7 protein-coding genes, 2 pseudogenes and 2 riboswitches are annotated in these 14,025 nt (G+C 63.1%); of the genes and pseudogenes, 5 read left to right on the plus strand and 4 right to left on the minus strand.

All coding sequences use genetic code 11. The features are described 5' to 3' along the window. Positions 1–7: 7 nt before the first annotated feature. The 3 genes from gcvT to CKO36_RS07605 all read right to left on the minus strand — a co-directional run bounded on the left by gcvT (position 8) and on the right by CKO36_RS07605 (position 5,565). The gene (gcvT, locus tag CKO36_RS07595; RefSeq protein ID WP_200282850.1) at positions 8–1,102 is read right to left on the minus strand and encodes a glycine cleavage system aminomethyltransferase GcvT; all 1,095 of its coding nucleotides are present in this window, start codon (positions 1,100–1,102) and stop codon (positions 8–10) included. An 85-nt stretch (positions 1,103–1,187) separates the two neighbouring features. After that, positions 1,188–1,354, minus strand: a riboswitch (glycine riboswitch). Then, positions 1,355–1,461, minus strand: a riboswitch (glycine riboswitch). It abuts the riboswitch before it with no gap. A gap of 62 nt (positions 1,462–1,523) precedes the next feature. Next, positions 1,524–1,895 (minus strand): hypothetical protein, encoded by a 372-nt coding sequence (locus tag CKO36_RS07600; RefSeq protein WP_200282852.1) that lies wholly within the window; start codon positions 1,893–1,895, stop codon positions 1,524–1,526. Positions 1,896–1,941: 46 nt separating this feature from the next. Beyond that, positions 1,942–5,565 (minus strand): CHAT domain-containing protein, encoded by a 3,624-nt coding sequence (locus tag CKO36_RS07605; protein ID WP_200282854.1) that lies wholly within the window; start codon positions 5,563–5,565, stop codon positions 1,942–1,944. Between the two features lie 193 nt (positions 5,566–5,758). On the opposite strand from CKO36_RS07605, the gene CKO36_RS07610 reads away from it, so the two are divergent. The 3 genes from CKO36_RS07610 to CKO36_RS07620 all read left to right on the plus strand — a co-directional run bounded on the left by CKO36_RS07610 (position 5,759) and on the right by CKO36_RS07620 (position 10,088). Then, positions 5,759–7,300, plus strand: coding sequence for a fumarate hydratase (locus tag CKO36_RS07610; protein ID WP_242469452.1), 1,542 nt, complete (start codon positions 5,759–5,761; stop codon positions 7,298–7,300). Between the two features lie 96 nt (positions 7,301–7,396). Next, positions 7,397–8,749 (plus strand): Coenzyme F420 hydrogenase/dehydrogenase, beta subunit C-terminal domain, encoded by a 1,353-nt coding sequence (locus CKO36_RS07615; protein ID WP_200282856.1) that lies wholly within the window; start codon positions 7,397–7,399, stop codon positions 8,747–8,749. Positions 8,750–8,762: 13 nt separating this feature from the next. Continuing rightward, entirely contained in the window at positions 8,763–10,088 is a 1,326-nt protein-coding gene (locus tag CKO36_RS07620; RefSeq protein ID WP_200282858.1) for an MFS transporter, read from the plus strand. Positions 10,089–10,260: 172 nt separating this feature from the next. Here the strand turns inward: CKO36_RS07620 and CKO36_RS07625 are convergent, their stop codons facing one another. Then, positions 10,261–11,874 (minus strand): methyl-accepting chemotaxis protein, encoded by a 1,614-nt coding sequence (locus CKO36_RS07625; protein ID WP_200282861.1) that lies wholly within the window; start codon positions 11,872–11,874, stop codon positions 10,261–10,263. 829 nt (positions 11,875–12,703) lie between these two features. Between CKO36_RS07625 and CKO36_RS19650 the strand changes: the two are divergent. Together CKO36_RS19650 and CKO36_RS19655 are read left to right on the plus strand one after the other, a co-directional pair. After that, positions 12,704–13,082, plus strand: a pseudogene (locus tag CKO36_RS19650) (group II intron reverse transcriptase/maturase); the annotation flags it as partial. 1 nt (position 13,083) lies between these two features. Then, a pseudogene (locus CKO36_RS19655) lies at positions 13,084–13,909 on the plus strand (reverse transcriptase domain-containing protein); the annotation flags it as partial. Positions 13,910–14,025 lie beyond the last annotated feature (116 nt).

The following is a 14,025-nucleotide window of genomic DNA, read 5'->3' on the forward strand; positions in this document are numbered from 1 at the left end:
GTCTCTATCACGAGAGCGGAATTTTAACCTGACCCTGGCGCACAAAGGGCGGTTTAACCACGCGCGCCGCCAGGCGTTTGCCGCGGATCTCAACTGTGCAATCGTCTGTAACCTCGGCACGCACCCGCGCCAGCCCGATGGAGCGCTCCAGGGTGGGCGAAAAGCCGCCCGAGGTCAGTTCACCGGCGGGCTGATCCTTCCACAGCACCGGCTGTCCGGGTCGCAGCACGCCACGCTCCAGTAGCAGAAGGCCGACCAGGCGTTCGGTGGGCGGCACCTGGCGCAGCGGTTCCAACGCGGCGCGACCTATGAAATCGCGCTCGGTCGGTTCCCAGGCGATGGTCCAGCCCAGGCCGCTGACCAGGGGGGAGACGTCTGGGGTCATGTCCTGACCGGACAGATTCATACCCGCCTCAAGGCGCAGGGTATCGCGTGCGCCCAGCCCGCAGGGCCTCACGCCAGCCTCCAGCAGGCGCTGCCACAGGGCTTCAACCTGGGCGTTGGGCAAAATGATCTCAAACCCATCCTCGCCGGTGTAGCCGGTGCGCGCCACAAAGAGATCATCCTGTTGGCAACAGTGGAAGGGTTTAAGCTGTTCGAGTGTCGCGCTCAGGGCGGTGGGCAGCAGGGGAATGGTTTTGGCCCGGGCCTCGGGACCCTGAACGGCCAGCATGGCCAGATCGTCGCGACGTGCGATCACAGGGGCGAAAGGCGCGGCCTGCTGATGGATCCAGTCAAGATCGCTGTCAGTGGTGGCGGCGTTCAGCACCAGACGGTAGTGATCGGGCGCGCACTGATAGAGAATCAAGTCATCAATGACGCCGCCGGCCGCATTTAGCATGCAGCTGTAGAGTGCTGTGCCGGGGGTGTGCAGCCGCGCTACATCATTGGCTAGCAGGTAGCGCAGGAACTCAGTCGCGCGCGGGCCGGACAGATCGACAGCGCGCATGTGGGAGACATCGAAGACGCCAGCGGCGCGGCGCACGACATGATGCTCGTCGAGCTGGGAGCCATAATGCAGCGGCATGTCCCAACCGCCGAACGGCACCATGCGGGCGCCAGCGCTCTGATGCGCGGCAAACAGTGGAGTGCGATGAGCCATAGGCGCGGCCTCTGGGAAGGAGTGGCAGGATACCAGCGGTCGTGATCACCGGGGCTACCGGGCAAACACGAAACCTCTGATTGGCAACCGCCCCTCTGTCCTGAACCTGAGAGTTTGCCCGGCAGGCGGCGTGCGTGTCAGCACAGCCAATCCCGAGCTGCCCCTTCGGTGGGTTGATGCGCCGATCAGGTCGCCAGCCCGACTGGGGATGGATGGCCTGCCCGCACGAATCAACCGCTCTCCAGAGTCGGAGCTTGGTTCGCGGTCCTTGATGCCTGAGCGATTCCGGGCGGAGTTGCGCCTTCGGCGTCGGCCCACAGAGCAATCGCAATGGGGCCGATCTCTCCCGCGACGAGCATTCCGAGCCGGCACTATAACTCCGCTGGCACCGGCTTGCAAAGCTGTGGTCCTCACCACCTACTCACTGCTGCTCGATCAAGTCGAGCACCGCATCTGGATCCATATCCGCGAGCGCGCGCGGCCCTTCGAGGGTGACAGTGAGGATCTCGACGCGTCGCTCAATACGCAGTCGCCCAGCGGTGGCAATCAAGTCCTTGGCACGCCGCCGCTTGGCGATGCGCTCTGCCATATCCCGGACCGCAAGCACGGCACCAGGAATCGAGACCACCAGGGTGGCCACCGCGACCGGATCGATGGCCTTGTCTGGCAGACTGTCGCCGTCGGTCACCGGCGTTGAGGTCAGTGTTGCCTCCATGTCCGCAAGCACCGCCTTGAGGGCCGCCAAAGCCTCTTCTGTATCAGGGCCTTTCAGGATCAGTTCCAAGTCTTGCATCGGGCTTTACCTCTCGAAATACGCTGAAGCCGCTTGAGCAACATCGTCAATCGATATCAGCGTCAGCGGCGCCATTGGTTTGGAGTGGCGACCCGCCACAATCCATCTCGAAGTGATTCAGGAGCTGTTCGATCTGACCGGCCTCCGGGAGCCCCAGACGTTGCGCCTCGGTCAGGGCGAGACAGAGCAGTGTATTCGCCGGTTGGCGGTCATCTGAGTCGTTTCTCGCAAGAAGATTCAGCGCGATCATGGCTCGACACACCAGCAATGAGCGCACGTCGCCGAGGCGCTCATAGACCGGCAGCTGCTCCTCGGTGCGGATGCGCAGCGCCTCCTCGAGCTGCCCGCGCGCCTGCAGGATGTCGGCGATCTGACCCTGCGTCACCGCCTTCTCGCGCACGTCGCCGAGGCGCTCATAGACCGGCAGCTCCTCCTCGGTGCGGATGCGCAGCGCCTCCTCGAGCTGCCCGCGCGCCCCCAGGATGTCGGCGATCTTCCCCTGCGTCACCGCCTTCGCGTGCACGTCGCCGAGGCGCTCATAGACCGGCAGCTCCTCCTCGGTGCGGATGCGCAGCGCTTCGTCGAGCTGCCCGCGCGCCTGCAGGATGTCGGCGATCTGACCCTGCGTCACCGCCTTCAAGCGCACGTCGCCGAGGCGCTCATAGACCGGCAGCTCCTCCTCGGTGCGGATGCGCAGCGCCTCCTCGAGCTGCCCGCGCGCCTGCAGGATGTCGGCGATCTGACCCTGCGTCACCGCCTTCGAGCGCACGTCGCCGAGGCGCTCATAGACCGGCAGCTGCTCCTCGGTGCGGATGCGCAGCGCTTCGTCGAGCTGCCCGCGCGCCTGCAGGATGTCGGCGATGCGTCCGCGAGCGATAGCGGCGCTAATAGGATTGTCGGCCCGTTCGGCACAGACGGCCGCTTGCTGAAAGAGCGTTTCGGCCCGTGCAAGCTCACCCTTGGTCCGCGCGCGGTCCGCCTGCTCCATGAGCAGATGTCCGGCATCCATCGGGTCGAGCGTTTCCAAGCCCGCGTCCAAAACCGCCGAGCCGCTTGAGAGCAGGCGTTCGGCCGCCTCGCCATCTCCGCTGTTTCGCAGCGCGCGCGCAGCACTGGCCAGCAGCCGTGGTGGGAACGGCGTCTGGGTGTCCTCCAGCAAATCGACGAGGGTCGACCCGAGCCTGGCCGCCTCTGGATAGCTCTCGGCCTCCAGCGCTCGAATCGCATTGTCGCCACAGTGCGCCGCGAGCGCGACGTCCTTGGCCGCGAGTGCCAGGCGGGTCAATTGCAGCTCGGCAACGGCAGGGCGTCCGCCGGCTTCACCGCCCCAGGTGGCGAACAGGGGCTGAGCGACGAGGGGTGCGAGCGCGGCGGCCTCGGTGTCCGTGAGCGGCTCGAACCGCGCAGCGGCGAGCGGACTGAGGCGCACGCCGGTCTCGCCGGGCAGAACCGGGTCGGCCCCCGGCTCGAGGAGCGCCAGATCGCGCAGCACCTCAAGGTCGCCCCCGAGCTCCGTGGCGAGGCCCGTGGCGATCGCGCTCGGGACCGGCAGTGCGAAGAGCGTCAAGGCACGCAGCAGGGCGCGCCCGTCCGAGCCGGCCAGGTCGAGCAGGCTCTGCACCGCGATCGCCTCAAGCTGCGCGCGCAACTCCTCGCTCGTGGGCAGGTCGCCGCCCGCGAGATAGGACTCCATCTGCTCGAGCGCGGCGGTGGCCGTGGCCAGGGGGACCTTGGGATTGAGCACGAGCCGGGCGCTCAGCAGATCGAGCAGCCCAGGATTGCCGCGCGCGGCCGCTCGGGCGCGGGGGATCAGCGCCTCGCGAGCCTCCAGATCGGGGAGCGTCTGCAAACGGGCGAGGGTCTGCTGCCGCAGGGTGAGCTTGCGCTCGGCGGTGTCGTTGAAGCTCGCCAGCTCCAGACGGGCGAGCCGCTCGGCCGGATCGGCCCCGGGCGGGCCGAGGCGGAAGGGGAAGCGGCTGGTGACGAGCAACCGGCTGGTGGTGCGCAGCGGATCGAAGGCGCGCATCAGGGTGGTGATGAGTCCGACCGAGCGCGCTTGCACCGTTCGTACCCCGGCACGCTCATCGAGCAGCTGCTCGAAGTCGTCGAGCACGAGCAGAAGCGCCGGTCCGGACGCGTCGTGCTGGCGACAGGGGCCGGACAGGAGGTCGGTCAGGAGATCGCCGAGCGCCTGCAGGGCGGCGTCCTCGCCGCGCGCTCTGGCCGCCCGCACCTGCGTCTGGCCCTGGCGGATCAGCTCACGCGCCGCCGGATAGGGTGCCAGGGTGTCGTCCAGGCGCTCGAGTAGGTCCTCGAGACCGAAGCGCCCGTGGAGCACGGCGAGGGCCAGGTCGTCGCGGCAGCGGTTGGCCAGGCGCGCTGCCAGGCTCGACTTGCCGAGGCGACCCATGCCGGTGATGAGCACACCCGCATGATGCTGGCCTTTCAGGTCGCGCAGGGCGCGCAGCGCGCGTTGCAGCTCGCGGCGACGCCCGACGAAGAGTGCATGCGAGGCGACCGGGACGGCATTGCCGAACAGATCCTTTTTGCCCAGCAGCTCTCCGGGTACATAGTCGGCCGGGAGCAGCGAACGCGCACGGGTGCCGGCGACCAAGGGGGCAGCCTCATCGCCCTGGGGACCGAGCCAGAGCCGCGCGAGGTGCCAATCGCGGCGAAGGCTGTCGGACTCCGACTCCAGCAGACGGCGGCGGGCCTCGGCGACGGCAAGGGCCAGAACTTCGCTGCAGGCGAGCCGGGCATAGAGCTCGGCGGCGAACTGGGTCGCGGCGCTGTCGGCCACCGGACCGTCCCAACCGATGATGGCCGGCAATCCCGCCCCGATGAGGGCGCTGGTGAGGGAGTGCGCGGGGCTAGATGGTGCCGCCGCGCTCGAGCAGGCCGACAGGAAGAGCAGTCGCGGCAAGGCGGGGCGCAGCGCACGCAGCAGCTCGGGCGCCGAGGTCGGGTGGGCAGCGCCCGCATCATCCTCAAGCAACAGGACGGGCTGCGGCGTGGCGTCCTGCTGCACCCGCCAGGCCGCATGGCCATGGCAAGACAGGTGCAGGACCGGCAGTCCGCCCGCTTCGGCGAGGCGCCGACCGAGCGTCTGCGCCTCGCCGCTCTCCTCGACCAGCAGATCGAGCTGGGTGTTTCCCACTGCGGAGAGAATGGCGGCCTCCTCGGCCTCGTAGTCGAGCTCGGAGACGCCATCGGGGGCGGCGGCCATGAAGGCCAGGGCGAGGCGGTAGTCGTCGGGTGCCGGCGCGGTCTGGATCGGGCCGAGGCGACGGACCAGGGCGAACTGCAGGAGCGGATCCGCCGCCAGGTGCCCCTCGGCGTTGGCGAGCAGCTCCCAGGGGGCCTGGAGTGCTGCCCATTCGGCGGCAGTGGGGTGGCGGCTTGGACAGTGCAGGGTCAGCAGCAGGGTGCCCACGCTGCCTTCGAGCAGGCGGCTGAGCCCCTGCTGCTCGCCGTCGAGCCAACGGTAGAGCTCCTGACCGAGAGCCCGTGCGGCCCGAGGATCGCGATGGTGCTCGAGCAGGGTATAGCGACGCGCGAAGCCCGCGAGCTGCGCGCACGCGTCGTCGCTCAGCGGCCGGCGCGATCCGATCGGGATGCCGTCGGCCAACAGCGCAATGGAGTCATCCTGGATGTGGACAGTCGCGGACATGACGCGCTCCTGATTGGTCGGCAGCAGTCAGCGGTTCGAGGATAGCGGCTTTCCACTTTGGGGACAATGCTGCTTCAGATTACCTCAGTTGGGTTCAAATTCCAGTTATTGGCGGCTGCATGACCGAATATAATGGCGCCAGAAGCAGAGAACCCGCCCAGCCGCAGATAACAACCCGCCGAGTGATGTAACCATGCCGATGCTTGATGGCCGTACCCTGATCCATGCCGATGATCTCATTGAGAGCGTGGCCGATGCCTTGCAATATATTTCCTATTTTCATCCGCCGGATTTTCTCCAGGCGCTGCATCAGGCCTATTTGCGCGAGGAATCCCCGGCGGCCAAGGATGCCATGGCGCAACTGCTGGTCAATTCGCGGCTGTGCGCGCTGGGACAGCGGCCGATCTGTCAGGATACCGGGTTGGTGGTGGTGTTCGTGAAGGTAGGCATGCAGGTGTGCTGGGATCGGGAGGTCAGTCTGCAAGCGCTGATTGATGAAGGAGTGCGGCGCGCCTATCGCAATCCTGACAATCCGTTGCGTGCCTCCATGGTGTCGCCGCCGCTGGGCGCGCGGGTGAATACCGGCGATAACACGCCGGCGGTGGTGCATGTCGAACTGGTGCCGGGGTCGTGCGTCGAGGTGCGCCTGGCAGCTAAGGGAGGTGGTTCGGAGAACAAGGCACGCTTTGCCATTCTGAACCCCAGCGACAGTCTGGTCGATTGGGTGCTGGAGACCCTGCCTCAGCTCGGGGCCGGCTGGTGTCCGCCGGGGATGCTGGGCATTGGCATTGGCGGCTCGGCCGAAAAGGCCATGCTGCTGGCCAAGGAGGCGCTGCTGGAGGACATTGATCTGCACGAGGTCCGGGCGCGCGGGCCGGCTGATGACGTGGAACGCCTGCGGCTGGACTTGTACGAGAAGATTAACGCGCTCGGGATTGGGGCCCAGGGACTCGGGGGGCTGACCACGGTGTTGGATGTGAAAATTCGCAGCTTCCCGACCCATGCCGCCTCGTTGCCGGTGGCGTTGATTCCCAACTGTGCTGCGACCCGGCATCTGCACTTCACTCTTGATGGTTCCGGTCCGGCGGACTTTGCGCCACCCCGGCTGGAGGACTGGCCGCAGATCGACTGGGATCCGGCCGCTGGCGCGCGGCGGGTGAATCTGAACGAGCTGACCCGAGCGTCGATTCGCGACTGGCGCGCTGGGGAGCGGCTGCTGCTGTCCGGGCGGGTGCTGACCGGTCGCGATGCGGCGCACAAGCGGCTGGTCGAAGCCCTGGAGCGCGGCGAGGAGCTGCCGGACGGGGTGGATCTGACCAATCGCTTCATCTATTACGTCGGTCCGGTGGATGCGGTGCGCGACGAAGTGGTAGGCCCGGCTGGCCCCACCACCTCAACCCGCATGGATAAATTTACCCCGCAACTGCTGGCGTGCACCGGACTGATCGGCATGATTGGCAAGGCTGAGCGCGGGCCGGCGGCCATTGAGGCGATTCAGCAGCAGGGGGCGGTGTATCTGATGGCGGTCGGTGGTGCGGCCTATCTGGTGGCACAAGCGGTGCGCCAGTCGCGCCTGATTGCCTTTGAGGATCTGGGCATGGAGGCAATCCGGGAATTTGAGCTTGAAGACATGCCGGTGATCGTTGCCGTTGACAGCCAGGGCGCAGCCATTCATCACAGCGGTCCGCAGCAATGGCAAGCACATATTGCCGGAGTGCCAGTGCGGGTGGAGTAGTCAGCCCTGGCTTGAATCGCCTTTCCCGTGCGCGTAGCCTGCCGCTGCGCGTGATCAGTTTCGTTTTGTGCCAATCCATTGAATGAGGCCCACTGCATGGCATCCGATTCCAGTACAGCCGCCAGTATTGCCACCTCCGGCGGCATTGATCCCGTCACCGGGCTTGACGCCGCCGATCTTGGCGTCCCGGCCAAGGGACTTAGAGAGCCAACTCTGCTGAGTCAGGACGAGCGCCTGCGCGGTCGGCCCAAGCTGTGCAGTGACTGCGGGCTGTGTGACAGTCAGTTCAAAACGCTGATGGCGTCCAGCTGCACCTTTGTGCGTCAGCACATCCCGGACATTGAGCAGCGTCTGCATGGGCGCACCCGCAGGGCCGGGGATGAGTTGTGCTTCGGTGTGTTTCGCAGCATGCATGCGGCGCGCATGCAGCAGCCGCAGCCGGGTGCGCAGTGGTCGGGTCTGGTGACCAGCCTGGGGGCGAAATTGCTTGAAACCGGGCAGGTGGAGGGTGTGATTACCGCCGCCTCGGCGCCCGGGACCCGCTTTGCGCCCCGGCCGATGCTGGCCCGCACGCCGGATGCGGTGCGCGCCAGTGCCGGTAACAAACCCTGTCTGTCGCCCAATCTGGCGTTGCTGGATCAGGTGCGCGAGGCCGGCATCCGTCGCCTGGCCTTTATTGGCACCGGCTGTCAGGTGCAGATTTTGCGCGCTGCCGAGCCGCAACTGCGCGCCGAACTGGGGCTGGAGCGGCTGGATGTGATCGGGATTCCGTGCAGCGACAATGTGACTTATCCGGATCTGCAATTCTTTTTGCATCAGGTATCGCGTTCGCCCGACACCATTGTGCATTATGAGTTCATGCAGGATTACAGTCTGTGGATGCGCCATGATGATGGCGAGATCGAGCGGGTGAATTTCATTGACTTTCCCATGGACAAGCTCGATGGGGTGTTTCCGTCCGCCTGTCTGTCCTGCTTTGATTACGCCAACAGCCTGGCCGATATCACCATCGGTTATATGGGCGCGCGCCTGGGCTGGCAGTGGCTGCTGGTGCGCACCGAGCGCGGTCAGGCGCTCTTTGATCTGATTAAGCCACAGCTGGAGTTCCGCGAGCTTGACAGCGCGGGAGATCGCCGTCGGGGCATGCCACGCTACATCCACATGCTCGCCGAGCCACCCGGTAAGCCGCCCAAGCTGATTCGCAAGCTGATCGCCTTCTTACAGCGCCATCGTGGCCCACGGGGGCTGGAGTTCGCGCGCGCGGTGATCGAGATGAAACTCCTGCGCAATCTCCACTACCTGCGCACCCATTTCCCGCGCTTTGAGGCCCGGGTGGTGCATCCAGCTGTATATCAGGCGCTGGCGCCCTATGCGCAGGACTATGCAGATAGCTTTGGGCGGCCATTGGATCCCAAGGCCGCAACCAGCGTTTCTGACTCGAAGGGCTAACCGGCTGCACAGCATGGCTTCATCCACGACAACCGGCGCTCTCTACGATCTGGTCACTGGCGATGAGGATGCGCGCGTCTGCAAGGACATTCCCGCCGCCTCCTGCCAGGATCAGCCGCGCAATTTCTTTGCCTATCTGCTGGCCAATTTGCTGACCAAGGTGGCCGATGAGCTGGCCAGCGCTCGGCTGCTGTTGCCCTGGCTGTTCGGTGCGCTGGGAGCACCGCTGGTGCTGGTGGGGTTTCTGGTGCCGATTCGCGAGGCCGGCGTGCTGCTGCCGCAATTGGCGGTGGCGGCGGTGATTCGCCAGCAGCCGTTGCGCAAGCCGGTGTGGATTCTGGGGGCCTTGTTGTCGGCAGCGGCGTTGGCGCTGATGGCGTTGGCGGCGGCGACGTTGAGCGGGGCGACTGCCGGTTGGATCATTCTGGCGCTGCTGGTGTTGTTCAGCCTGGCGCGCGGACTCTGTTCAGTTTCGGCCAAGGATGTGCTGGGCAAGACGGTCTCCAAGTCGCGGCGGGGCCGGCTGATGGGCCTGTCCGCTGGCATCGCCGGTACGCTGACGCTGGCGGTGGGCTTTTATCTGGAGCTGGGGGTTCCGGCGCAGACGGGGGTTGGTGTTTTTGTAGCGCTGCTGGCGGTTGCGGCGGGGCTCTTTGCCTTGAGTGCGCTGGTGTTTCAGGGGATTCTCGAACAGCCGGGTGCGACCAGTGGCGGCGGCAATGCCTTGGATACAGCCCTGGAAAGCATTGGCCTGCTGAGGACGGATCCGCTGTTTCTGCGCTTCGTGCTGGTGCGCGTGGCGCTACTGAGCGTCGCCCTGACCGCGCCCTTCTATGTGCTGCTCGCCCAGCAGCACAGCGAGGGTCAGCTGGCCGGGCTGGGGCTGATGATAATTGCCAGCGGGCTGGCCAGCAGCCTGAGTGCACCGCTCTGGGGTTGGTTAAGTGACCACTCGGCACGCTGGGTCATGGTGCTGGCCGCCGCCCTGGCCGGAGTGCTGGGGCTGGTGACCTGGTGGCTGACGCTGCGACCGCAAGGCGTGGGTGCGGTGCTGCTGGGGCATCCACTCAGCTTTGCGACGCTCTTTTTGCTGCTGGGCATCGCCCATGCCGGCGTGCGCCTGGGGCGCAAGGTCTATCTGGTGGACATGGCCAGCGCCGAGCAGCGGGCGGCCATGGTGGCCGTCAGTAACACGGTCATCGGGGGAGCGATGCTCATCGCTGGCCCCATTGGCCTGCTTGGCGATTATTTCGGCCCGGCACTGGTGGTACTGGTGCTGGGCCTGGGCGCCCTGCTGGCCTTTGGCCTGAAGGATGTTTCGGAGCCGGGCGATGGCTAGGGAACCTGCCTGAGACTTACACAATGATAGTAGTATATAAAAATATTGTCTTCGTAAGCTCCAAATGATAATACCAATAAAAATCATGTGGTTATGGGTTTGTCGAGTGGGAATCGATACAGGTTCTCGGTGCTCAAATCGATGGACGGATGGCGTCTGAATAGAATAGCTGTCACAGAACGAATTTTTCCACGATCTCGTGTAAATGCTTTGCGTTTTGCGCTACAACCCGCTCACTCTCGGCGACCTGTTGCGCGGTGTTTACGGATAGATTGGCCACATCATTGATAGCTGTGATGTTCCGATTGATTTCTTCAGAAACTGCACGCTGTTCCTCTGTCGCACTTGCGATCTGAGTGGTCATATCGTTGATGCTGCTAACCGCCTCGCGAATACTGGCCAAGGATTGATCGGTGTCTTCTGCATGCTCCACCGTGGCGCGTGCCTTTTCCTCACTGGCCTTGATTGCCGTCACGGCCTCACTGCTGCCCTGTTGCAGTTGTACGATCATGGCCTGAATCTCGCCTGTCGATTCGGCAGTGCGAGAGGCTAATGAGCGCACCTCGTCGGCTACAACGGCAAAACCACGTCCTTGCTCACCGGCGCGTGCCGCCTCAATGGCGGCATTCAGAGCGAGCAGATTCGTTTGTTCCGCGATACCGCGAATTACATCCAGAACCTGACCGATGTTGTCGCAGTTTACGCGCAGTTGGTCGATTGCCTCAGCCGTGTTTGAAACATCATCGGCCAACTCCCGAATCGCTTTGATGGTTTTTGCGACGATTTGCTGACCTTGGTCGACCTCTTGGTCGGCATGCCGCGCAGCATCCGATGCGCTGCTGGTATTGTGAGAAATTTCCTGTACAGTCATCGCCATCTCGTTGATGGCGGTAGCCACTTGATCGACTTGCGATTGCTGCTCCGAGACCGTTCGATTGGTGATGCCGCAAGCATTACTCAGGGTATCGACCGTTGTTTGCAGCATCCCCGAGCTGTCGGATATTTTGCCAACAGACTGGCGTAGATTGTCCCGCATTGAATTGAGCGCGCGATCCAACTCGGCCAGCTCTGCATAGAGGTGTCCATTGTCGCTGGGTTTTTGACTTAAATCGTTGCCAGCAATAACCAGCGCTTGCTGGGTCAGCGACTTGAGCGGTCGAATCGCTTTCATGATCAACACCATGCCAAGGATCAGCACGCCCGCCAGCAGTGCGCTGCCCAGGATGGTTGCGGTTCGCGACAGCGATAAGGCATCGTTGAGATTGGCGCTTGTTCGCGTTTTGAGCGCATCTTCTCTTTCCAGAAGGGTTTCGACGCTTTCGCTCATGGCGGCAGCGGCAGCGTCGAATGTCGGCATAAAGGCATTGCCGCCGGTTGGTCCCTCTGAGATATAGCGGCGTGCCATGTCCTGACCTATGCTGTAGTAGTCCTCGAAGGTTTCCCTGAGTTTTCGGTACAGGTCCGCGCGATCCGGGTCACGATCGTTCAGTGCGTCAATGAGTGCACGCGCTTGGCGTGCGTGATTGGCAGCCTCGTCAAAACCATCGTTTAACCCATCCAGGCCACGGGTTGCGCTAATATCGGTCAGCCACTGCTGTACCTGGATCACATGCAGACGGAATGCCAGCGCATCAAACTGTAAGGGATCAGCCTCGACGAGTAGGTGCTTATTGGCCGTGGCCACCCGATCAGAAGCCCACCAATTAACAGCAATGAGGGTGATCGATAAAACGATCACGGTGACGACTTGTAGGCTAATGGCTTTGGCGATGGAGAGACTTTTCATGGATCTGTTTCCAAGATTTTCTGTGGTGCCTTCGCCGTTAGTGCGCCAAGCGAAGCTTGGCGCTTCTTGCCGGGTGAAAGTCCCGGTCGGGTAAGGGCTAGCCACCCACCCGTATCGCGTGTTGCGCCTCTGGCGGATAGCGACGCTCTGGTCGGGAGACTGGTGCTATCGTGAACAAAAGAGGTGAAGCGTACATAGAGAAACTTGTAGGCCAGAGGGGTGCACGCACCACCCTGAAGCGATTTCAGCCTCGTTAAAAGTATTAAAGCAGACGGCGACAGTGTTAACGTCCTGGAAGCCAACACAGAAGACTCGATAGAACGGCTATGGGCAAGATATTGTGGCACTGCCGGGAAACCAGGCAGCCAACAGAGAAAACAAACATTGCCCTAAGGTCGTTCACGGCGAGAGTCCCGAGGGTCTGTCGGGGTCCGAGCGCCTGGCATGCAAGCATAGAAGCGTCGAGAACTTGGGAGGCCCCATCGGCTCCCGGAGGGAGAGGTAAGGTATGCGGTTATTGAGACACACACGGGGNCACACGGGGAAACCCCGAAACTGAATTAGACCGAAACCTAAAGCCAACCGACCGGGGAAGCGCAACTGACCGAGAAGGAAGGTTCGCCGGAAGCGGATGGGGAGTCAGACCGGCTCATAGTACTCCGAGCGCGGGAAAGCCGCGCACATGGGGAAGGGGCCGGCGGAGTGATGTAGCCAACAAAGGACACCTCACCCAGACACGACGGGCTGGACTATGAGGCAAACCTCCCTGTTGGGACTAGCGAAAAAGGCGGCATCGGATAAGGCCCATCGATTCCGCAACCTCTTTGCCATGCTCAACGTCAGCTATCTGCTGGCCTGTTGGCGGCTGATTCACAAAGGTGCGGCCAGCGGTGTTGACCGCCTGGATGCCCGCGCCTATGAAGCCAACCTTCAGGACAATGTAGAAGCACTGGTGGCGGCGGTCAAAGGGGGGTGGTATCGGGCCAAGCTGGTACTGAGAAGATACATCCCCAAGCTCAATGGGAAGATGAGGCCATTGGGGATTCCGGCCATTGCGGACAAAGTGCTCCAGATGGGGGTCACCAAGATACTGGAAGAGATTTATGAGCAGGACTTTCTGGACTGTAGCTATGGGTACCGACCTCGGGTTGGTGCCCTGGATGCCGTGCGAGACCTGAGCGCCACGCTGCGAAGCGGGCGTTATCACTNTTATCACTTCCTGGTCGAGGCGGATATTCGCGCATTCTTTGATCGAATCGATCATGACAAACTGATCGAACTATTGCAGCGCCGGATAGACGACGAACCCTTTTTGCGGCTGATTCGCAAGTGGTTAAAGGCCGGCGTTTTGGAGCCGGATGGCGCGGTTCAGCATCCAGAGACAGGCTCGCCCCAGGGCGGGATCATCTCCCCGATGCTCGCGAATATCTATCTCCACTACGCGCTAGATGAGTGGTTTGAGAACACGGTCAAGACACATTGCAAAGGGAAAGCGTACCTTTGTCGGTATGCCGATGATTTTGTGTGCGCGTTTGAATGTGAGTCCGACGCCCAGCGCTTTTATCGGGTGCTTGGGTTGAGGATGGAACGGGTTGGGCTGGAGGTCGCGCAAGAGAAAACGCAGTTGCTGCGGTTCTCGCGTCAGGACTGGACGCGGAACGGCACCTTTGAGTTTCTCGGATTCGAGTTTCGTTGGGGACGGGGGCGTTGGGGGAAACCCGCGCTCAAACGGCGCACGGCACGGAAGAAATACCGCGCCTCCCTGGCCAGTTTTCGAGACTGGTGTCGGGCACACTGTCGGATGCACAAGGACAAGTTCTTCGCGGCTCTCAATGCGAAATTGCGCGGGTACTACAATTACTATGGTATCCGTGGCAACTACGAAAGCCTGGGTGACTTTTTCTATCATGTCACTCGCATGCTCTACCGGGAGCTAAATCGCCGCAGTCAGCGGCGCAGCTACAACTGGAAGGGCTTTGCCGAACTGATCAAGGTGTTCAAGCTTGAGCGACCACGTATCTGTCACAGCTTCTGAGTATTATGCAATGTTGCCGCGTGTGAAGCGAATCACTTCGAGGAGCCCGGTGCGGTAGTTCCGCACGCCGGGATCTGTACGGGGGCGGCCGGGTAACTGGCCGTCCTACCGTGATG

This window comes from Rhabdochromatium marinum, from assembly GCF_016583795.1.
Lineage (GTDB): Bacteria > Pseudomonadota > Gammaproteobacteria > Chromatiales > Chromatiaceae > Rhabdochromatium > Rhabdochromatium marinum.

What these genes read in the sequence shown, in the direction of transcription:
- CKO36_RS07600 (WP_200282852.1), bottom strand. Translation starts at nt 1,895, where the DNA reads ATGCAAGACTTGGAACTGATCCTGAAAGGCCCTGATACAGAAGAGGCT.
- CKO36_RS07620 (WP_200282858.1), top strand. Translation starts at nt 8,763, where the DNA reads ATGGCTTCATCCACGACAACCGGCGCTCTCTACGATCTGGTCACTGGC.
- CKO36_RS07610 (WP_242469452.1), top strand. Translation starts at nt 5,759, where the DNA reads ATGCCGATGCTTGATGGCCGTACCCTGATCCATGCCGATGATCTCATT.
- gcvT (WP_200282850.1), bottom strand. Translation starts at nt 1,102, where the DNA reads ATGGCTCATCGCACTCCACTGTTTGCCGCGCATCAGAGCGCTGGCGCC.
- CKO36_RS07615 (WP_200282856.1), top strand. Translation starts at nt 7,397, where the DNA reads ATGGCATCCGATTCCAGTACAGCCGCCAGTATTGCCACCTCCGGCGGC.
- CKO36_RS07605 (WP_200282854.1), bottom strand. Translation starts at nt 5,565, where the DNA reads ATGTCCGCGACTGTCCACATCCAGGATGACTCCATTGCGCTGTTGGCC.
- CKO36_RS07625 (WP_200282861.1), bottom strand. Translation starts at nt 11,874, where the DNA reads ATGAAAAGTCTCTCCATCGCCAAAGCCATTAGCCTACAAGTCGTCACC.